Origin of the sequence: Pseudomonas sp. FP2338 (assembly GCF_030687515.1) — a bacterium.
GTDB classification, from domain to species: Bacteria; Pseudomonadota; Gammaproteobacteria; order Pseudomonadales; family Pseudomonadaceae; genus Aquipseudomonas; species Aquipseudomonas salomonii.
In genome coordinates this window covers 230,087-251,111 of the sequence record NZ_CP117436.1, presented here as the reverse complement: position 1 = coordinate 251,111, position 21,025 = coordinate 230,087, and the positions used below count along the sequence as shown (strand labels likewise).

General features: G+C 55.3%; 15 protein-coding genes, 1 tRNA gene and 1 pseudogene. 8 read left to right on the top strand and 9 right to left on the bottom strand.

Annotated features, from left to right (window positions below; genetic code table 11):
• The first annotated feature begins 158 nt into the window (after nucleotides 1-158).
• Together desA and PSH96_RS01015 are read left to right on the top strand one after the other, a co-directional pair.
• Nucleotides 159-1,343: a delta-9 fatty acid desaturase DesA gene (desA, locus tag PSH96_RS01020; protein ID WP_017136693.1), complete on the top strand. Its 1,185-nt coding sequence runs from the start codon at nucleotides 159-161 to the stop codon at nucleotides 1,341-1,343.
• Between the two features lie 312 nt (nucleotides 1,344-1,655).
• The gene (locus PSH96_RS01015; protein WP_305456998.1) at nucleotides 1,656-2,657 is read left to right on the top strand and encodes a sensor domain-containing diguanylate cyclase; all 1,002 of its coding nucleotides are present in this window, start codon (nucleotides 1,656-1,658) and stop codon (nucleotides 2,655-2,657) included.
• A 143-nt stretch (nucleotides 2,658-2,800) separates the two neighbouring features.
• Here PSH96_RS01015 and PSH96_RS01010 read toward each other — a convergent pair whose 3' ends face one another.
• The 3 genes from PSH96_RS01010 to gabD form a co-directional block, all read right to left on the bottom strand.
• A complete protein-coding gene (locus PSH96_RS01010) occupies nucleotides 2,801-4,003 on the bottom strand; it encodes an HDOD domain-containing protein (protein WP_305456996.1) in 1,203 nt (400 codons plus the stop codon).
• A 139-nt stretch (nucleotides 4,004-4,142) separates the two neighbouring features.
• Entirely contained in the window at nucleotides 4,143-5,420 is a 1,278-nt protein-coding gene (gene gabT, locus PSH96_RS01005) for a 4-aminobutyrate--2-oxoglutarate transaminase (RefSeq protein ID WP_012721619.1), read from the bottom strand.
• Between the two features lie 182 nt (nucleotides 5,421-5,602).
• Nucleotides 5,603-7,045: an NADP-dependent succinate-semialdehyde dehydrogenase gene (gabD, locus tag PSH96_RS01000; protein WP_056858131.1), complete on the bottom strand. Its 1,443-nt coding sequence runs from the start codon at nucleotides 7,043-7,045 to the stop codon at nucleotides 5,603-5,605.
• Nucleotides 7,046-7,414: 369 nt separating this feature from the next.
• On the opposite strand from gabD, the gene PSH96_RS00995 reads away from it, so the two are divergent.
• From PSH96_RS00995 to PSH96_RS00975, 5 genes and pseudogenes are all read left to right on the top strand, one after another.
• Nucleotides 7,415-7,491: transfer RNA gene (locus PSH96_RS00995), tRNA-Arg, on the top strand.
• A gap of 104 nt (nucleotides 7,492-7,595) precedes the next feature.
• Nucleotides 7,596-9,506, top strand: a pseudogene (locus PSH96_RS00990) (DUF927 domain-containing protein); the annotation flags it as partial.
• 98 nt (nucleotides 9,507-9,604) lie between these two features.
• Nucleotides 9,605-10,447 (top strand): chromosome segregation protein SMC, encoded by an 843-nt coding sequence (locus PSH96_RS00985; RefSeq protein WP_305456992.1) that lies wholly within the window; start codon nucleotides 9,605-9,607, stop codon nucleotides 10,445-10,447.
• Between the two features lie 63 nt (nucleotides 10,448-10,510).
• Complete coding sequence (locus PSH96_RS00980) at nucleotides 10,511-10,720, top strand: hypothetical protein (protein WP_305456990.1); 210 nt, start codon at nucleotides 10,511-10,513, stop codon at nucleotides 10,718-10,720.
• Between the two features lie 386 nt (nucleotides 10,721-11,106).
• The gene (locus PSH96_RS00975; RefSeq protein ID WP_305456988.1) at nucleotides 11,107-12,876 is read left to right on the top strand and encodes a retron Ec67 family RNA-directed DNA polymerase/endonuclease; all 1,770 of its coding nucleotides are present in this window, start codon (nucleotides 11,107-11,109) and stop codon (nucleotides 12,874-12,876) included.
• An 84-nt stretch (nucleotides 12,877-12,960) separates the two neighbouring features.
• Here the strand turns inward: PSH96_RS00975 and PSH96_RS00970 are convergent, their stop codons facing one another.
• From PSH96_RS00970 to PSH96_RS00960, 3 genes are all read right to left on the bottom strand, one after another.
• Nucleotides 12,961-14,139, bottom strand: a complete 1,179-nt coding sequence (locus PSH96_RS00970) for a UvrD-helicase domain-containing protein (RefSeq protein WP_305456986.1) — start codon at nucleotides 14,137-14,139, stop codon at nucleotides 12,961-12,963.
• On the bottom strand, nucleotides 14,132-15,790 hold the full coding sequence (locus tag PSH96_RS00965; protein ID WP_305456984.1) for an ATP-dependent endonuclease: 1,659 nt from the start codon (nucleotides 15,788-15,790) through the stop codon (nucleotides 14,132-14,134). Before PSH96_RS00965 ends, PSH96_RS00970 begins: the two co-directional genes overlap by 8 nt.
• Before the next feature lie 344 nt (nucleotides 15,791-16,134).
• The gene (locus PSH96_RS00960) at nucleotides 16,135-16,545 is read right to left on the bottom strand and encodes a hypothetical protein (RefSeq protein ID WP_305456982.1); all 411 of its coding nucleotides are present in this window, start codon (nucleotides 16,543-16,545) and stop codon (nucleotides 16,135-16,137) included.
• A 409-nt stretch (nucleotides 16,546-16,954) separates the two neighbouring features.
• On the opposite strand from PSH96_RS00960, the gene PSH96_RS00955 reads away from it, so the two are divergent.
• Nucleotides 16,955-18,052, top strand: coding sequence for a hypothetical protein (locus tag PSH96_RS00955; RefSeq protein WP_305456980.1), 1,098 nt, complete (start codon nucleotides 16,955-16,957; stop codon nucleotides 18,050-18,052).
• A 675-nt stretch (nucleotides 18,053-18,727) separates the two neighbouring features.
• Here PSH96_RS00955 and PSH96_RS00950 read toward each other — a convergent pair.
• From PSH96_RS00950 to PSH96_RS00940, 3 genes are all read right to left on the bottom strand, one after another.
• Nucleotides 18,728-19,336: a hypothetical protein gene (locus PSH96_RS00950; RefSeq protein WP_305456979.1), complete on the bottom strand. Its 609-nt coding sequence runs from the start codon at nucleotides 19,334-19,336 to the stop codon at nucleotides 18,728-18,730.
• Nucleotides 19,337-19,834: 498 nt separating this feature from the next.
• Entirely contained in the window at nucleotides 19,835-20,416 is a 582-nt protein-coding gene (locus PSH96_RS00945) for a hypothetical protein (protein ID WP_305456978.1), read from the bottom strand.
• On the bottom strand, nucleotides 20,413-20,985 hold the full coding sequence (locus tag PSH96_RS00940) for an RNA polymerase sigma factor (RefSeq protein WP_305456976.1): 573 nt from the start codon (nucleotides 20,983-20,985) through the stop codon (nucleotides 20,413-20,415). The genes PSH96_RS00945 and PSH96_RS00940 overlap by 4 nt, the downstream gene beginning before the upstream one ends.
• Nucleotides 20,986-21,025 lie beyond the last annotated feature (40 nt).

The window sequence follows — 21,025 nt, the reverse complement described above, 5'->3', positions numbered from 1 at the left end:
TAATCCTTACCCAAAAAACAAAATCGCCCTACAAAGGCTGAGGATTATAGAATAAGAAACATCCAGTCACTCCTATCTGAAAGGGCGGCTGGTTTTCTCTGTAGGCTTAGTGATAATGCGTGAGCTGTTTTTTTCTTTATCTGAGGGCCATACAGCCTATGTGGTACAACGGTTTTCTTGACCTGTCAGCCTGGCAACTGGTGGCAGTCACGCTGTTGATGACCCACGTGACCATTGTTGGGGTCACGGTCTATCTGCACCGTTATTCAGCCCATCGCTCCCTGGAGCTCAATGCCGGCCTGAAACACTTCTTCCGCTTCTGGCTGTGGCTGACCACGGCGCAGAACACCCGCGAGTGGACCGCCATCCACCGCAAGCACCACGCCAAGTGCGAAACCGTCGACGACCCGCACAGCCCGGTCATCAAGGGTTTGTCCACCGTACTGCGCAAAGGCGCCGAGCTGTACCGCGCCGAGGCCGAGAACCCCGAGACCCTGCGCATCTACGGCAAAAACTGCCCGGACGACTGGATCGAACGCAAAATCTACACGCCTTACCCGCTGCTGGGCGTGGCGATCATGGGCGTCATCGACCTGCTGCTGTTTGGCACCATCGGCATCACCATCTGGGCGATCCAGATGATGTGGATCCCGTTCTGGGCCGCCGGCGTCATCAACGGCCTGGGCCATGCGGTCGGTTATCGCAACTTCGAGTGCCGTGACGCCGCCACCAATCTGGTGCCGTGGGGCATCATCGTCGGCGGCGAAGAGCTGCACAACAACCACCACACCTACCCGAACTCGGCCAAGCTGTCGGTGAAGAAGTGGGAATTCGACCTGGGTTGGGCGTGGATCAAGGTGTTCAGCTTCCTGCGCCTGGCCAAGGTGCAACGCGTCGCGCCCATCGCGCACCGCGTGGAAGGCAAAGGCCACCTGGACATGGACACCGCCATGGCGATCCTCAACAACCGCTTCCAGATCATGGCCCAGTACCGCAAGTTGGTGATCGGCCCGCTGGTCAAGCAGGAGCTGGAAAAGGTCGATCATTCGGTGCGCCACCAGTTCCACCGTGCCAAGCGCCTGCTGTCGCGTGAAACCAGCCTGCTGGATGACCGCCATCACGTGCGCATCCAGAGCATGCTCGAACACAGCCACGCGCTGACCGTGATCTACGAGAAGCGCCTGGCGCTGCAGCAGATCTGGCTGAAGACCAGCACCAATGGCCACGACATGTTGGCGGCAATCAAGGAATGGGTGCATGAGGCTGAGGCCAGCGGCATTCAGTCCCTGCGCGATTTTGCCCACCAGTTGAAGACCTACTCGCTGCGCCCTGCAGCGGTCTGACCCGGTCTCCACAGCCCTCCTGTGGCGAGGGAGCTTGCTCCCGCTGGGCCGCGAAGCGGCCCCAAATTGGGCCTGCTACGCAGTCCAGCGCGAGCAAGCTCGCTCGCCACAGGTACGGTGCTTGCCGTCAATTGATCTGCAACAGCTGAACCTCTAGTTTGGCTTGCCACTGGTTTCTGACGCCATTTCTTAGTCAGCCCGTTCACGGAACTTCACCGCAAATCCCCTCTCTCAAGGAACACTTCGCCATCATGGTGGCCCTTGTACTGACCGCTGCTCCATCCTGCGGCGAGCCCAGAGAGAGTTGTGCCGATGGTTCCCGAAAAGCCCTATTCAACCGATGCCCCTGTCGCTGAGCCCCCACGCCCGGCTGCGGCGGCCACCCTGCTGGCGCTGATGCATGCCCAGGGTGAAGTCGAACGGCTGAGTGAGCGCGAACAACTGCTCAGTTCACTGCTGGTCAGCGTGAATGCCGTGCTGTGGGCCATCGACTGGGAAACCCGGCGTGTGCTGTACGTGAGCCCGGCCTACGAGCGGGTGTTTGGCCGATCCGCCGGTTTGTTGCTCGCCGACCACCGGGAATGGCGCAACAGCATTCACCCCGAAGACCTCGACTACGCCGAACACAGCCTGGCCCGCGTGATGGAAGACGGCGCAGTGGAGGACCGCGAGTACCGCATTATCACCGCCGACGGTCAGATTCGCTGGTTGAGCGACAAGTGCTACATCAACCAACAGGTCGAACCCGGCAAGCCGGTGATTGTGGTCGGCATGGCCGAAGACATCACCGAAAAAAAGCACATGGAGTTGGAGCTGCACCGACTCGCCACCACTGATGTGCTGACCCAAAGCAGCAACCGCAGGCACTTTTTCGAGTGCGCCAACCAGGCTTTCGACAGCGCCTGCGCCCAAGGCGCCCCACTGGCGTTCCTGCTGCTGGACATCGATGACTTCAAAGACGTCAACGACAGCTACGGCCACCTGGAAGGCGATCAGGTGTTGCGGCGTATCGCCGAGAGCGGTCGCGGCGTACTGCGCCGTGGCGACCTGTTCGGACGCATTGGCGGCGAAGAGTTCGCCGCCGTGCTGCCTGGCTGTGCCCCGCAGATGGCGTTACAGGTGGCCGAGCGGCTGGGCAAGGAAATCCAGGCCTTGAGTTTCAGCTTTGAAGGCCGGGACTTTACCGTGACCGTCAGCCAAGGCCTGGCCAACCTGCGCGAAGACGACTCAACCCTGGACAGCCTGTTCGCACGGGCCGATGCCGCGATGTATGAGGCCAAGCGCCAAGGCAAAAACCGCGTCATAGAAGGCTAGAACTCAATGGGAGATGGTTTGTGTGGGAGCTGGCTTGCCTGCGAGGCCGGCACCTCGGTCTATCGGCTATACCGAGTCGATGCTATCGCGGGCAAGCCCGGCTCCCACACAAGCCTGCTCCCAGACCCGAACCTCGTTGCCGACTAGGCCTTGCGCACCCGCATCAGCTCCGACAAGCCCACCTTGAGTAACCTGGCCGTCTTGCTCTTGGCCAGCGCTTCCAGCCCCTCATGCTCGGTCAGGCGTGCCATTTGCGCCGCCAGGTTCACCACCAGCGCGTCGCGCGAATACACCCCGCCTTCAAGTGAGTAGGTCGCTGCAATCAACTGCCGCAACTCCAGCGGCAAGCGCCAGCGCGTGCGTAACGCCGAGCCATAAGCCGCGCCAAAGGTGTCGAGGGATTCACCGATTGCCTCGTCATCCAGCGCCCCGCCACCCAGGCGCCAGTCTTCCAGGCAGCGCAACAACGCCAAATCACCCAGCCGATGCAGGATGCCGGCGCAGTAACAGCGTTCGTGATCCAGCTCCAACATGCGCGCCAGGCGGCGTCCATAGTCGGCGGTGTCCTGGGACAACTGCCAGTGGCGCTCGGCGTAGGCCACCAGCGCCGGGTCACCCAGCACCACGTTGTGCTTGAGCGCCAGGCCCAGAATCAGATTCATGCTCTGCCCGGCGGCGAGCTTTTGCAGTGCAGCGGCCAGGGTCTGCACCGGCGTGCCGTGATGCCCGGCGCTGTTGGCGGCGGCGATCAGTACAGCCGTGATTTGCGGGTCGGTTTTTACCTGTTCTTCAAGTTGCCTAACGTCCAGGCCGTCCGGCGCCAGGCTGTGTTGCACGGCGGCCTTCACATCGACCCGCAGCGGCGCGCCATCGCAGACGTCGCGGCGGCGTTCCAGGAACATGGGCAAGGCCATGCCCGGGGCCAGTGGCGGTATCTCGCAATACACACTTTCGCCTTCATTGAGCAGCAGGTCTTGCAGGCGCTGGGTCAGGCCTTCCATGTTCAGGGGTTTGGTCAGATACGCCGTGGGCGCCAGGGGCAAGGCTTCGCGCACGCTGGCGCTGTCATTGCGATTGCTCAGCAGAATAAACGGCAGCGAACGGCGCTTCTGGCGCACGCTGCGCAGCAGGCTCAAGCCATCGATGCCCGGCAACTCCCAATCTGCCAGGATCAGGTCGTAGGTTTTGTCTCGCAACAGCGTGGCCGCTTCCTGGCCATCGCCACACACATCCAGCCGCGCGTCACAGCGCACATTCAACAACACTTGCTTGAGCAGGTCCCGCGACCAAGGGTCCGCCTCAGCAATTAACACGCGGGGTACAGCGGGTAAATCAACAGCAGTCATCCAGCACGCTCCATCGGCAATGCTTGCACCTTAGTCAATCACCCCGCCTGCGTACAATGAACATGACCTGAATGTGCTGCACCAGGCACAAAAAAACCCGCCGAGGCGGGTTTTTTCTGTCGATCAGGTCAAGCGCCGCTTACAGCTCGGAGAAGCACTCTTCGATGATCGCCAAACCTTTGTCCAACTGCTCGTCCGGCGAGGTCAGCGGCACCAGTACGCGCAACACGTTGCCATAGGTGCCGCAAGACAGCAGGATCAGGCCCTTGTCACGCGCCTTGGCCACCACGGAAGCCACGGCAGCCGCGTTCGGCTTGTGGCTGTCGCCATCTTCGAACAGCTCCACCGCGATCATCGCGCCCAGGGCACGCACTTCACCGATCACCGGGTACTTGGCTTGAATGGCTTTGAGGCCCGTCACCAAGCGCTCGCCAACCGCCTTGCAGCGGTCCAGCAGGTGCTCTTCTTCGAACACTTCCATCACCGCCAGCGCAGCCGCGCAAGCAATCGGGCTACCGGCATAAGTGCCGCCCAGGCCGCCTGGCGCAATGGCGTCCATGTATTCAGCCTTGCCGCACACACCGGCCAGCGGGAAGCCGCCAGCGATGGATTTGGCGAAGGTGGTCAGGTCGGCAGCCACGCCCATCTGTTCCATGGCGAAGAACGTACCGGTACGGCCGGCACCGGTTTGCACTTCGTCGGCGATCAGCAGGATGCCGTGCTTGTCGCACAGTTCGCGCAGGCGCTTCATGAAGGATTTAGGCGCCACGTAGAAACCGCCTTCGCCCTGCACCGGCTCGATGATGATGGCGGCGATATCACGCGGCTCGGCATCGTTTTTGAAGATGCGTTCGATGCTGGCGATGGCATCGTCATCGCTCACGCCGTGCAGTTCGTTCGGGAACAGTGCGCGGAACACGCCGCCTGGCATCAGGCCCATGCCGGCCGAGTACGGCACGACTTTACCAGTGAGGCCCAAGGTCATCATGGTGCGGCCGTGGTAAGCGCCGGTAAACGCGATTACGCCAGCACGGCCAGTGGCGGCGCGGGCGATTTTCACGGCGTTTTCGACCGCTTCGGAACCGGTGGTGACCAGCAGGGTTTTCTTGGCGAAATCACCTGGCACCTTGGCGTTGATTTTTTCGCACAGCTCCACGTAAGGCTCGTAGGCCAGTACCTGGAAGCAGGTGTGAGTCAGCTTGTTCAGTTGCTCGGTCACGGCCGCGATGATTTTCGGGTGCACGTGGCCGGTGTTCAACACGGCGATACCGCCGGCGAAATCGATGAACTCGCGACCTTCAACGTCGGTCACGGTGGCGTTCTTCGCGGATTCGGCGAAGATCGGGTGAATCTGGCCAACACCGCGCGGTACAGCGGCTTCGCGGCGTTTCATCAGGGATGCGTTGGTCTTGCTCATAAAGTCCTCATTCGCCACTCATCGGGTGGCGTGGTCCAAGGAATACGTGGCGGGGAGGCAACTACGGCAGCATGCGATGATCGACTGCCACAGCTTTCCCGGCCACTACGAATAACGTCTTGAAACACGCAAAGGGTCAGCGCTCTCGTGCCCTCTGCGTTTGCCGCAATCTCGTGCCGAGCTTAGATGCCCAGGCAGAGGTATTTGATTTCCAGGTAATCCTCGATCCCGTACTTGGAGCCTTCACGGCCCAGGCCCGAAGCCTTGATGCCGCCGAACGGCGCCACTTCGTTGGAGATCAACCCGGTGTTGACGCCAACCATGCCGTATTCCAGCGCTTCAGCCACACGGAACACACGGCCCAGGTCGCGCGCATAGAAATAGGAAGCCAGGCCGAACTCGGTGTCGTTGGACATCGCGATCACTTCGGCTTCGTCTTTGAAGCGGAACAGCGGCGCCAATGGCCCGAAGGTTTCTTCTTTGGCGACAGCAGCATCTTTGGGCACGTTGACCAGAATGGTCGGCTCAAAGAAGTTGCCTTCCATCACCTTGCCACCGGCCAGCAGCTTGGCGCCTTTGCTCAGGGCATCGGCGATGTGTTCCTGAACCTTGGCCACGGCTTTTTCATCGATCAGCGGGCCAGTGGTGGTGCCTTCTTCCAGACCGTTGCCGATCTTGAGCTTGGCCACGGCCACTTTGAGTTTTTCGGCGAACGCGTCGTACACCGAATCCTGGATGTACAGGCGGTTGGCACACACGCAGGTCTGGCCGTTGTTGCGGTACTTGGAGATGATCGCGCCTTCGACGGCCTTATCCAGGTCGGCGTCGTCGAACACGATAAACGGCGCATTGCCGCCCAGTTCCAGCGAGACTTTCTTGATGTCCTTGGCGCATTCGGCCATCAGCTGGCGACCGATTTCGGTGGAGCCGGTGAAAGACAATTTACGCACGATCGGGTTGCTGGTCAGCTCGCTGCCGATATCACCGGCGCTGCCGGAAACCACGCTGAACACGCCTTTTGGAATGCCCGCACGCTGGGCCAGTTCAGCCAGGGCGAACGCCGAGTAAGGGGTTTGCGAAGCCGGCTTGAGCACCATGGTGCAACCGGCGGCCAGGGCCGGGCCGGCTTTACGGGTGATCATTGCGGCCGGGAAGTTCCACGGCGTGATGGCAGCGGTAACGCCGATCGGTTGCTTGATCACAATCAGGCGCTTGTCTGGCTGGTGGCCAGGAATCACGTCACCGTAGACGCGCTTGGCCTCTTCGGCGAACCACTCGATAAAGGAAGCGGCGTAGACGATTTCGCCTTTGGCTTCGGCCAGCGGCTTGCCCTGCTCCAGGGTCATCAGGCGCGCCAGGTCGTCCTGGTTCTCGATGATCAGCTCGAACCAGCGACGCAGCTTGTTGGCGCGGTCCTTGGCGGTGAGTGCACGCCAGGCCGGCAGGGCCTTGTCGGCAGCTTCGATGGCGCGGCGGGTTTCAGCCGCGCCCATCTTCGGCACGGTACCGAGAATTTCGCCCGTGGCCGGGTTGTTGACCTTGATGGTTTGACCGTTGTCCGCATCGACCCAAGCGCCATCGATAAAGGCTTGTTGGCGGAACAACTGGGTATCTTTGAGCTGCATGTCGGCTTTCCTTAACAGCACCGCGCGCACGCGGAGCGAATTGGAGTTGTTGAAAGGCGCCTTGTGGGCTGCCGTCAGGGAAATCACCCAGTGCGAGAGATAAGTGAAATAGCGCACGGGAGACAGAGCGTTTGAAATCTCAAACGAATCCTAGGATCAATGGGGGTACAGGGCAATAGTCTGTTCGAAAAAAAGAACGAAAACGGCGCATTTGCCGAATCTTTCTGATCAACGTGTTTCGGCCGGGTTCCAACCTATCGATCACTGGTACGCGGCGTAGAGCCTCTTGGCAGCAAATTCCTACCCATAAACGGCCAAAGACCAGCATGGACGCCCAAGGTCGACATGGGTATGATGTCGCCCGCACAAGCATCCGTAGCTCAGCTGGATAGAGTACTGCCCTCCGAAGGCAGGGGTCGTGGGTTCGAATCCCGCCGGGTGCACCATATAGCAGTCTCGGGCTGTCTCAGACAGTCTACGAAACACCCCAAGAAGCCCGCCCTGTGCGGGCTTTCTTGTTTCTGGCTATCCATCCCTGTCCACCCCTATAAACCTGACGCCACTTAAAGGGCGCACGGTGGTGCTATGGCCGAATAACGATGCCAGCGGCAAGACCTGCATGGACGCCATCGAGCTCAAGTTGATTGAGCAGGGCGTCGCTTCGGTACAACAAGTCTCGCTCGACGTGTTCAAGCTCAAGCCCAGTAGCAAAGGCGGAGAGCCCACGCTCATCAAGGGTGGAAAATGAGCAGACGGCGACGATGGCGAAGCGCGTCCTGTGTGTTCGCCTCTCGAAATCATCGCTCGTACTCGCGACGACAAGGGCCAAAACTGGGGGTTATTGGTCGAGTTCGACGACCCGGACGGCGCAAAAAAACGCTGGAACATTCCGGCACGAAACATGACCGGCGACTTCGGCAAGGATGTACTCGGGCCGCTGGTCGACATGGGCCTGCGCCTCGCGGGAAGCCGGTCTGGACGTAACGCACGCAATGATCTGCAGAGTTACCTCGGTGGCTTCGATAGCGCCCAACGCGCACGATTAGTGACTCGCCTGGGCTGGCACGACAACGCCTTCCTTCTACCAGAACAGCAAATCGGCTCGCACGCCGAACACCTGCATTTTTATGAAGCCGGTGCGCAGTTGCCACCGATCAGCGAGGCCGGCTCTCTGGAGCAATGGCAGCAGCAAATCGGCGCGCTGTGCGTTGGCAACCACCGCTTAGCGTTCGTCGTCTCTGTGGCCTTTGCAGGCCCGCTGTTGAACATGCTCGGACATGAGTCGGGCGGCTTCCACCTCTACGGCGACAGCTCCGGCGGCAAGACCACTCACTTGCAAGTCGCAGCCTCGGTTTATGGTGGGCCTCGTCTGGTGCGCTCGTGGCGCTCCACGGATAACGCCCTGGAGTCCATCGCCGCCGCACACTCAGACGGTCTCCTGGTACTGGATGAAATCGGCATGTGCGACCCGCGCATTATTGGCGAGACGGTGTACATGCTCGGCAACGGCACCGGCACCGGCAAGGCCCGGGCGAATGATCGAGGACAAGCGGGCCGACAGGTGCAGGAGTGGCGCTTGCTGTTTCTCTCGACCGGCGAGAAGACGTTGGCGCAGCACATGGCGGATGCGAACAAGGAGCTGAAAGCCGGTATGGACGTGCGCATGCTCGCCGTGCCAGCGGATGCCAGCAAAGGCCTCGGCATGTTCGATGTGCTAAATGGTTTTGAGGACGCTGCCGCCCTCTCCGATGCGCTCAAGGCCCGAGTAGCCAAATATTACGGCACGCCCCTCACCGCTTTCCTGCACGCACTGTGTGCGCCTGGGGAAATGCTCAGGTGGAAAGTGATCGTGCGCCGCACGGTGGAACAGTTCATCACCCAAAACCTACCCGCCTCGGCCAGTGGTCAGGCGCAGCGTGCCGCCCTTCGCTTCGGCCTCGCCGCCGCCGCCGGAGAGTTGGCTACCGCCTTTGGAGTTACCGGCTGGCCGGATGGCACAGCCACGACCGCCGCTCGGGTGTGTCTGCATGCGTGGCTGGCCGAACGTGGCGGCGCCGGAAACTTCGAGGGCGATGCGATCTTGGCGCGGCTGCGCCAGGTCATCGAGCGGTTTGGAGAAAGCCGCTTTACCCGCTGGGAATCCGCCGCCGCCAAGCTCGATGAGCACGGGCCGCGCACGATTGATCGGTTGGGCTTTCGCAAGACGCTGGAACACGGCATGGGCGACGCCCTGCACACCACCAACACCTATTACGTACTGCCTGAAGCCTGGAGGACCGAGATCTTCAAAGGCATGAACATCAGTGCGGTGAACAAGGAGTTGCTGCAACGCGGCGTGCTTGAGCCGGGTAGTGACGGCAAGGCCTACAGCTTGATCCGTCTGCCCGGGTTAGGGCCCCAGCGCTGCTACGTGGTGAAGACCGTTCCAGGAACGGACGAAGGCGAGGCCAAGGCCGCCTGACGGCGAGCCTGCTGATCGAGGTAGCGCTGGCTCATTCCCGGCCTCGCCAGCCATTCGACAACCATCCCTATCAACCACACCATCCAGAGACAATACAGATGAACACTATCCAAGAATTGAAGGACCGACGCGACCAACTGATCCTCGAAGTGGAGAGCATACAGCGCGACCTGTCGCCCTTCGAAGAAGCGCTGGAAAGCCCGGAGGTTATCCAGCAAGGCCGTCAACGGGCAGTGCAAGATGAAATCAACGATCACAAAAGACGCATCGACTCGCGAAATCTCGAGATCAGCAAACTGGACCAGAAGATTGATCGCCTTGAAACATTGGCAAACCGCGAGAGCTTGGCTGCCGGCTATCTCAGCGATATGGCGAACTGGAAAGCAGACGAGATGGAACTCAACGAGAAGCGCACCAGCATCGAGACCCGGTTACAGCAGGTCCGCCAGAGCGCTCATGAAGACATGGCAAAGGCTCGACAAGCTGAAACGGACGCTGCCACTGCTTATGCGCAGGCTGTCGCCTGGGGCGATGTGGAGGGCGAGAAAGCCGCTAATACAGAAGCTCAAAAGGCAGCTAAAAACCTCACGGCTGCGGTTGAGCATCATCGCCGTCAACAACTGCTCATCAACGCCCTGGAACAAGAGTTGGTGACTATTGATCTGCACATCACGGAGGCACAAAAAGAACGCGCCAAGATCGAGAACAAAGCGGCTCACCTGGCGAACGCCGTGTTAGAAGAAAAATGGAACGAAGCCGCCAAAGCGCTGCTGGAAACCGGCGGTAAGTTGTGGGCAGCACGCAACCTGATTAGTCGTGACCCGGTTGCACTGATGAAGCTGGATATCCCTGAACAGGGCGAGCACTTTGGAAGCTGGACCTGGCGAGAACTCGTGGCTCGCTCACACCAACACAGCCTTATTGACCTATTGGCAGCCTAACCCAAACCTTCCCCGAAGCAACCGGCGAGGGTCGGCTGCTTCGGGCCAACCATAGGTCTAACCATGAATAAACCACCACAGAACAGTGCTCAGATGCCTGATTACCTAAAGGCCCGCAAGCTTCACTTGAGCGGAATAATTGCCGTCATAGCCGGCATGAAAAAGCTCAATGCAAGGGCAAACAAAGACACCAAAGTCGAGACGCTCACGATTGATGCAATCAAGGCAGAGCTTGATTTCATTGATATCCAACTCAAAAGAAAGGGAGGGTGATGAAGAAGCGGAGGCTTCCGCCTCGCTATATCCTTCCATTACAAAAAATACCCCAGATTTTTCGGCTTTCGGTCTGTGGCGGCTGCGAGCCTATGACCGCTTCGGGGCAGAAGCGGACGTACAGCCATATCCCTAGAGTCCACTAGGAAGACGGTAAAAGTCTTGGTCATCAGACTAAATCGGACCTTTTTCAAAGATTGATTTCGGATTCCACAGTTTGTTAGTCTCGCGCTCGGCTTACGGGCAGATTTTGGATCGCGCATCGCGATCAGTGAAAAAATTGTCCGAAAGGATTGCCCTTGTGGTGACTTGTCGCTTCTTGACGGTCCTGGCACAGTGCGTAGGAGTGCCCGTAAGCCCCTTTCCTTTATCAAAAAAGTCAATATATGAAAAAGATCAGTGCCTTGCGTTTAGCAAAGACAAAGCCAGACCTTGCATTGCTGATGGGTATTGATGCTTCATTTCTGACAAATATTCTTTACAGACTAAAACCAACAACTCAATACACGAGTTTCACCATCCCGAAAAAAAGTGGTGGCTTACGTACGATCTATGCTCCATCCGATGAGCTGAAGTCGATTCAGAGCGCGCTCTCGACTTTACTGCAAGATTGCATTCAGGAAATAAATACTTCGAAGGGGCCAAAATTTAAGTCAACTCTTTCACATGGTTTTGTGCGTGACCGATCAATCTTAACAAATGCAATAATGCATCTTAACCAAAGAAACGTCTTAAACATTGACTTGAAGGATTTTTTTGACCAGTTTAATTTTGGCAGAGTTCGAGGTTATTTCATATCAAATAAGACTTTTCAGCTTGATCCGGCCGTAGCGACAGTAATTGCTCAAATTGCTTGCTACGGCAATAAACTTCCTCAAGGAAGCCCGTGCTCTCCAGTTATAACAAATTTGATAACCCATTCGCTTGACATTAGACTGGCATCGTTGGCACGGGATAATTCATGCACTTATACTAGATATGCTGACGACATCACCTTTTCGACGCGAAAAAAAGAATTCCCGAATAATTTAACGTCGGACCAAGCATCTGGATACATTATTGGAAGTAGACTTGCAGCGGAAATCAAGCGTGCAGGGTTTAGTGTTAATCCTGCAAAAACCAGAATTCAATACAAAGATTCTCGCCAAGATGTTACAGGATTAGTTGTCAACAAAAAACCCGGAACCAAATCTGAATATTGGCGCACCGTTAAATCTCAGTGTCATGCGCTATTCCAAACTGGCAAGTTTTTAGAAAACAGTTCAAATCCACCACAAGCTGGTAATATTTTTGTATTGGAGGGAAAGCTAAGCTTTATAGACCAGATCGACTTCTTTAATCGAAAGCGAAGCAAGACGCTCTTGAATCCGGAGTATGAGCTCTCGAAACACGGATCGAAAACTAGAAAACTTCTTAATGGAAGAGAGCGTACATTCAGCAGGTTTCTTTTCTATAAGCATTTTTATGGCAATACCAAGCCCACTATTGTGTGCGAGGGGAAGACAGACAACGTCTACCTGAAAGCTGCTATTAATAAACGTGCAGCTGCGTTCCCAAGCCTAGCTAAGGCTAAGTCCGGAAACGACCCATACGAACTCCTAGTTCACTTTATCAATTATACTAATCGAACGCGATTCCTCCTTGAGCTCTACGGTGGAACACCCTATTTAAAAGAGTTCATATTAGATTACGATGAGCATTTTAAATTTTACAAAGCGCCCATGCCGACGCATCCTGTTATTGTTATTTTAGATAATGACGATGGATTTGGTAAAATTGAAGGCGCTTTAAAAGGCAAAAGATACAACCCGACAGTTTCCCCTGTTACTTTACCAGTTACCGACTTTCGAAATGCAGACTTCATACATGTTGTACACAATCTTTATATTGTACTTACACCACTGAAAGGCAAAGGTGACAAAAGCTCAATTGAAGATTTGTTCACAAAAAAAATCAGAGCCACAAAACTTGGAGGGAAAGTATTTAATAAACAAAATAAGACTGATAGCAATACTGAGTACGGCAAAGAGTATTTTGCGAGCAAGGTTGTGGCTCCTAACAAGCATAAAATAAATTTTTCCGGATTCAACCCTCTTTTAGGGCGTATCGATCAATGCATTCAACACTTCGCTACATTGAAGCTGGTTAAGCCATGAGGGCATTATAGTCCCAGAGTGTTGTTACAGACCACTTTGGTCAACATGTGTGCGCTAACATCTATAATTAGTCAGCTTTGCGCATTACGCCTCAAACGCTGCTGCGCGCGCGCCATCCCAAACAGGGTAAGGGAGCCCTTTCACCTTCTTGTCCTCGACGAGAATGGCCAGACTATAGCGCGCACGAGTGATCGCGACGTATAGCTTGTTCCGCGATTCATCCGTTTTATCCTTGTCGAATACCTTGACATTCCCGCCAACAAACTTCAGATGTTTATCTGGCAGTATCACAAGCACCCGGCCAAAGCCTAAGCCTTTGCAGGAACCGAACGTGTAACAGCGAAGGTCGCTCGGTAGATATCCAGTACCGGTGGTTGACGACCAGCGCAGTACTTGGGGCTGAAACGCTGAGAGGTAATCGCTAACCTGAGATTGCTTCACTATGAAGATGCCATGGTGATGCGATATTTCGTCAGGCACTTGCTCGACGCCCGATATTGTCTTGTCATAAAGCCCCGGGTGGATAGTGTCGGAGAGATCGCATATTTCTTGGATGCACCTGCGATTCTTCGGCATCGAATGCTTTACGAACCTCATTTTTCCAACGAAATAATCGATCTTCTGTTGAGGCGTCTGCGGAGCCTTATGGCCGAACGTCGTGGTGTATATTGTCTGCCGGAAGTCGCCCACACAGCAGATCGAGTCCACCATGACCTTGTTGAGTGATTTGATCACGTCGTAGTCCCAACCGACTAAATCCTGAACTTCATCAAAAAAGACCCTTTGATAAATCTCTTTCAGCCGCTTGGCAGATGCATCTTTGGATAGCTTCGCAATAAGCGTCGCAAGCTTTGCCAACAATCCGGAGTACGCCTGAGTTTTGCAGGATGTCAGGTAATACAGCGAGTTGATCGTGCCGTCTTCTAGTTTTTCAGCTCTGCCATCAATGTAGTAGGTCGTGCCTGCTATCAAGTGAGGGTTGTTCTCAGTGAACGAGATAGTTGCGATCCGATCTGGAAATACCTCACTCTGATAGGGACGTACCATATCTTCCAGGTAAAAAGAGAACAGCCCCTTTACGACGAAGCGCTCACTGCTAGCACCGTATAGCTCAACAAAGCGAGCGCGTAACTCTGCTTGATTGTTGGTCGTGTAGGTGACTACAAGCACCCGCCCACCAGCCTCAATGACCTCAATGGCTTCAGTGATGATCTTGTGCGTTTTACCTGACCCAGCGCCCGCGATCCAAAGTTCGTTAGGCAAAATCAAGCACCTCGTCCAGGAAGACCGGGTACTTGAAGTTCAGTGTGCCATCAAACAGTTTTATTGCTGAATCGACCTTTCGGGTGCCTTTCCCGTTGCCCTTTACGCTTTTGAACCAATGGATCAGATTTTCTCTTCGATCTTCCAGAGTGACCTCTTTGTTGTAGATATTGAAGGTTTCCGTCGACAAGACTTCCTTCGCGAAGGCGTCAAGAGTTTTGATGTCAGTTGCGTTAGCATAAATCATGGCTGGCTCAAGCGAAAATTCGGCGTCGTTCTTCGACGAGTACAACTGGACATTAGGAAACGCAGCATATTCCAAACTTCCTTGTACAACGTTACCGTTATAGTCGCCGTCATTATCCCTGAGCACATGGATCTTGGTGCCGATCTCTTTGCCCACTTCAATGAACGTTTTAAACCCCACACCGCGTACCACGATAATATCTATACCATCCTGTTCAGGCAGCCGGGCGTGTTTTCGTTGGTAGATTTTCTTGAGAACCAGTTCGTCCGACGGTCCCTCAACTAGGACTACCTTGCCCGACAGTGCCACCCGCAAAGTATCGTAACCAGGAAGACGTTTGAGAGTCTTTACTACTTTCGCATCAAGCATATGCAGCCGTTTATATCCTGACTGCACAAGGCAAATCTTGTCGATGCTCAGCTTGTTCAACACATACGAGCTGTGAGTGGTTAAGAACAGTTGCTTGTCTCCTCGCTGGTTTTCAATGTAGTGCACCAGTTTGTTCAGATTGGTATGAGACAGATGGTTTTCGGGCTCTTCCATCATCACTAGATCGATGTCATGGGATTTATTCTGAATAGCAAGTTTGATCTGCACATTGCTCTGTTCGCCCTTGCCGATAAAGTGAAACGGCACATCATCTACCTCAAGCTGCAGACCGGTTTGGATGGAGCCCGCTGGTAATGTACTTGCTGCAATTGTGAGCTTGCTATCGGTGATAAGGTGACCCGCATCAAGGCTAGCATTGATTGTCTTGACCTCCCCGGAGTTGTTAAACACCTGCAGGTTTTCACGATAATTGAGGGTTAGCTTGACGAGTTCTTCCTTGGCCAACGCGGTGTTGAGGATGCTCGAAATGTACTGGTTCTTCCCCATGGTGGGGTGAATGCGTGTTGGATCAATGTAAAGTGCCTTGAACTTCTTGGCGATCGGCTTTATCGGGTTCCAGCCGAAATCAAGCCATTCCACCTTATAGAACTCAATCGGAATGCTGGTGAAGTTCGGTTTGGTCAGTAGATGGCTGTTGTAAACGGCCTCCAGCGACGGGTCGAAACAGGCTTGTACTACTACGCCCTGGGCGTCAGCCTTGATGCTGTTGTTCGAGCCTCGATATTCAGGCACACCGTCAATGTAGGCTTCGATCATCAGGCTAGGCAGGTGCTCAATGCTCAAGTCTGAAGCGAGAAAGCGAGTGACGGCATCTTGATTGAAAAGATCAGGGGAGAACTCGCCGTTGAAGGGCCGGCCACGATGGCTGAAGTTGAGCACAATTTCCAACGCTTCTAAGATTGTACTTTTACCAGCATTGTTGTCGCCGACAAAAATGTTGACGTCATCGTTGAATTCTAGGAGATCGTTGCGAAATTTTTTGAAGTTGATCAGCTTGATCGATTTAACGTGCACTCTAAATCCCTCTAGGCATCACTTAACGATGGCGGATTGCCATAGCAATTGAACCGTACCTCGGGCAGTGCCTGCTGTCCATACGGCGATCAGCTGAAGACAAACGCTTGGAGGAGCTTGAATCACCTTAAGATCAGGTAGTCACATCCAATGACCGCTCCTGGCCCAGAGTGTGTAAAAACGCTTCGCCAAAATTGAAGTGTGCGCGTCTACGTTAAATCTGAAATTTATCGGCACGTCAGCAGATATGGATTTCGCGTAGAACCGCGATTTTCAGTCCGGTTTTGAGTAGCTGTCGCGCTCAAAACTGTTTTTACACAGCCTCGGCCGAAAGCAGGCGGGTATTACCTTGTTTCAGCTGCGTCAGGAGGCCAGCTCTCATAGAAAGAGCCGGCTACAGGGATCGGGTTGCCATCCATATGGTATGCGGCCCATGCCAGTAGGTGTGCCATACGTTCGACAGCAACTGGCGACAGTCCGCAAGACTCTCTGACTTCGTCTAGTCGTACTCGGCAAACATCGAGGTGGCGTCGAACGCCCGAAAATCCGCCAAGATAGAGATAGAACTCGTCGAGAAGGATACCCACGCCTGGAACACCATAGGTGCCGGCCACACCTGGTGCCTCCTCATATATGGCCTGCACATCATGGCCTTCCAAGGTCGCGACAGCGGTTAGCACCTCGCAAAAAGTATCTTTCATGCTGTTGCTGACCCAGAGGCCATAGCTGTTGCCGATAATGATGGGCGCGCCCATGAGTCTTACTCTGATTTCGATAATGGAATGCTGAGGAAGAGACTGATTCAGCCATGTTGCCAATTTTCAATAGGCCGTCTCCGCTCCGATTATTATCGTTTTGGGCTGGAAAAGGCCATGCGTGGGCGGCAGCTCTTGGCCGGTAGCTGACGCTCATGAACGACCCTAAGCTGCCCTTCGCGAAAAGCAGCAATCGGCCAAGAGCAGCCATCCACAAACGACCGTTGCCGAACCGGACCAACTACTCGGATGCCTCTACAAAACAATGGCCCCTCACCTGTTTAATGTCTGCAACTGGTAGGCGTTGAAAGCCCCAGATAGGCGGAGGATACGCTTGGCCGTCTGATGGCTCAGTGCTGGCGAGCGATGTAAGCTACACGATTTGCCACGGTTGATCGGGAGCAGATGAATGACGGGCAAGCAAAAGCCGAAATTGGCAGACCTTGTGAAAAAAACGGAGGTAGATACCAGTATCGGGCCGCTGTATGTCCGAAACTTCACCGCACGTGACATGGACGTAGTTGCAGAGGCGACCTGGCCTGATGACTTGAATGCTGCGGGGCTTCTCGTCTTGGGCAGAATACTATCGAGGGACAGCGAAAATTATGACGCGCCGGCCATTCATCAAGAAGAGTTGGAACGACTTACTCCGGAAGATATCGCTTCATTGCTGCCGATCGCTTATAGGCACTGCGGTGTGGAAAATCTAGAAGGCTCTGAGTCTGTTGCTGGCCTCGGTAAAGCCGTCGAAATGCAGGTGGAACGCTTCACGAAAAACACAAATGAAATGCTTGAGCGATTTCGGACGGTTGTAGCTCCGGAAACGGTTACCCGATTTAAGAGCAGTCTGGACGGCCTACAGTCGTTAACTGACCGTATTCGGGTTAGTACTATTCGGCCAGGACCCAAGGATAGGATTCAGCGCAGCTCTCCAGTAGAGCTTTTGCAAGGTCAGAATGGAGTTCCATTTTTTCAGGATATAGCGGTGCCAGCGGAGCGATCAGCTCAGGCAGCAGAGAAGTCGCTAGAAACATTGACTGAAATGTCGGGCGAGCTACTCCGCATGGCCGCAGCAATCGGTGACGCAACCACGTCAGTGATGCGAGCCGTACCCGAGTTCATGCTGCATTTGGAGGGCAACAAAAGATCTGCTTCGACTGCGATGAGAGTCACCATCGGAGGTCTGGTTTTCTCGGCGCTAGTTTCATTGGGCCTAACTGGTTGGCAAGTATTTTTGGCGACGGAGGCTGGCAAGTCTTCTGACCAACAATCCGCTGCGGTACTGGCAGCACTTCGAATGCAGCTTGAAGAGTCCCGTCAGGCAAAGACGGAGCTGACACAGCAGCTTCAAGAGACTCAGAAGCAGAACGAAGACCTCAATGCGCAACTGATCATCGCGCTGGAGAAAATGCCTCCGCCTGTTGTTAAGGTGATTCAGCAGTCAGTGCCTATCAATTTCCCTCCATCCAAGGATGTAAATCTTCAGTCGAAGGTGCCCCCTCGATGACGGTCTGCTCCTTTCGGCTCGATAGTGCCGAACTGGGTCCATCGCGAGTGTCCTCTTTGGGCCGGTAGCGGCCCTTCTAAACGAAGCCCCTAGGTCGAGGGTACCCGCTGCAATCATCACCAACAGCTCCTGCCAAGGCATTAATTGATGTAACACCTCTTCGCCATGTAACACGCATATCGGCAAACGAGCCCCAGCTGTGTAACACCATATAAATCCATTAAAATCATATAGTTATATACTTCCGTAACACGCGTAACACCGGTAACACGGTTTTATTAGGGCAGCCCCCTAGCCCCTATGGTATTGCTCCTTCAGCGAGCGAGGTGGGTCATGCTCTCGGCTTTGGTTCGATGGTGGGGACCCTGGAGAATTCTTCTAGGTACGGAGCATAGAACCCGCGCGTTCGTGTTAGCGGCTGGATTTTTTAAGTTGGTTGACACCCATCACCATGGTTGACGCCCTGCGGGTGTTCACTATCAGCAACAGATACAGCCACCTTTACCGAAGCTGTAACGATGGCCCTTTTTCTTCAAGATCCTTTCAATTTCAATGATTGAAATTTCAATAACTTCCGGCACCTCCCTCTAACTCGATCCCGCGGGTTTCATGCCCCGTGTGTTTAAGAATCTCCCAGGGGCCCCGCCAATTTTCTCAGCGTAGATCAGACAGCGGCTATTCTCCGGGCGGGTAACCAACCCAGAATGCATGAGTTTCGGACAATGACTCGTACGGCAAACCACAGAGCTCATGAGCGTCACGAACTCTTGAGTCGTTCATCACAAAAATCAGCGCGGCCATTCGGTGACTACCATCAACCAGGTGAATTTGAGCACCTGTATTCACGATCACGGGTGGCTCGGTGAATCCTCCTAATTTCAGAAGGTCACCCACTTGTCGAAAGAAACGCCCTTTGCTGCTCTCCCCGAGAAATATGGTCAACAGCGTTTGCTGACCATAGGCATGACCCAAGATCATGTCATGCAGATCTCGAAGCTCCTTCTCAGTAAAGGTCAGTTGGTCTGGTCTCAAATACTCCAATTTCCAGACCACAGTGCACCAGTAGTGAAGTGGCTTTTTTAGGATTGATTGCCAACGTGCAATCTTCATCGTCGGATCGGCGTTGAATACCGGCGGCCACCCTATGTCCTCCGCGAAGGGAAGTAGCCAGTGATAGATCAGGCTTTCCGGAAAATTTGGCAGCTCCTTACGGATGTCGTTGAACATCTGCTCTTGAGCTTCGGTTGCAAATACCAAGGGTTCGAAATCATTTTCAAGAGGCACGGTAATAACCTTTCTGCATGGCGCTGAGCTTCAATCTACACAGCTTTGCAACCCTCAGCAGCCAGCACCGTGTATGCCAGCTTGTATGCCTAACCGATCAACGCCTGATAAAGCCCATATAAACCGGGCATAAAACCCTCCAGTTCAAACGACGCCGGGCACCATATACAGATGAAAAAGCCCCAGGTCAAAAGACCTGGGGCTTTTTTGTGGGCATTTTTTGTATGTCCTAGGCTTCAAGTCTCCGCACTATCCAAATAGTTGACTTGGGGGTGTAAATAAATCTCTGCCCATTTCCCCCACAGCGTCTTTCCAGGCAAACGATGATCAAAATGTGGGAGCGGGCTTGCTCGCGAATACGGAGTGTCAGCCAATACAGGTATGACTGATACACCGCTTTCGCGAGCAAGCCCGCTCCCACATTTTTGGCCAAGTTGTTTTCAAGATTTCATTAAAAAGCCCGCCACCGAGCAATCGGTGGCGGGCTTTTTAAGGCATTTATCGCTTCTGCAACGCCTCTAACCGCGCCGGCAAATCCTCCTCGGGAAAGCGCTCATGCAGCGCCAACAGCTTTTCATCCGCCGCTTTGGCTTGCCCCGCCAGGCGCAGGTTCACGATCTCCTGCAACCCTTCCTCCAACGAAGGCACAACGGCCGGCGCGCGTTTGCTCAGCTTCGCCACGGGTGCATCTGCCATCGCACCGGCGATTTCAGCCTGAACCGGCGCGGACTCAACCCTCGGCGCAATCGCCATCCGCGCCATGGGCGCAGGCGCGGCATACATCTGTGGCGCCGGCGCCGCGGAAAACGTTGCGGTGGATATCTCCGGCTGGGACACGGGCACGCGCATCACCACGCCGATCATCAGTGCCACACCGGCGACGGTGGCGAATGCCATTTGCCAGCGCGGTTGGCGGCAGGCTTGCAGCCAGCGTTGCCACAGGCTGGGTTGCGGCGCCGGGGCTTCGCGGCGGGCGGTGGCGAGGATGAAGGCGTCGAGGGACGCAGGCGGCTCGCCGGTGCTGTGTTGACGGAAATGCTGGATCAGCTCGTCGTCGGGTGTGTGTGGGGAGTGGGTCATACGAGTATCTCCTCGGCCAGCAGGCGGCGCAGTTTCTGCTGGGCGTAACGCAGGCGGCTTTTTACGGTTTCCAGCGGGGCGCCGGTGAGGGCGGCGATTTGCGGCACTTCGAGGTCGCCGTGCAGGCGTAGCAGGAAGACTTCGCGCTGGTCTTCGGGCAGGTCTTGCAATGCCGCGTCGAGGCGGGCCTGGTCGCGGCTCAGGCTTAGTTGATGCTCAGGGCCGGCGCTGTCGTCGGCCTGGGCGTGCAGTTGTTCGTCGTAGCTGTCGTGCAGCGGGTTGTGGATGCCGTGCTTGCGCCAGTGGTCGATCAGGCGGTTGCGGGCTATCTGGAACAGCCATGTACGAAAACTCGCCCGGCCCTGTGGCTGGGTGGTGCTGCGGATCAGACTGAGCCAGGTTTCCTGGTACACCTCTTCGGCCAGTTCGGCCTTGTTGCTCAGTGACACCAGAAACCGATAAAGCCCTTGGCGGTGCCGCGCGTACAACACTTCGAACGCGCAAGCGTCGCCGGTTCGGTAGCGGGCCAGCAGCGATTCGTCGCTGGGTGAGTCATCTGTTACGGCCATGTAGGTCGCGAACTCCTTTCGATGGATCGATGCACATTGA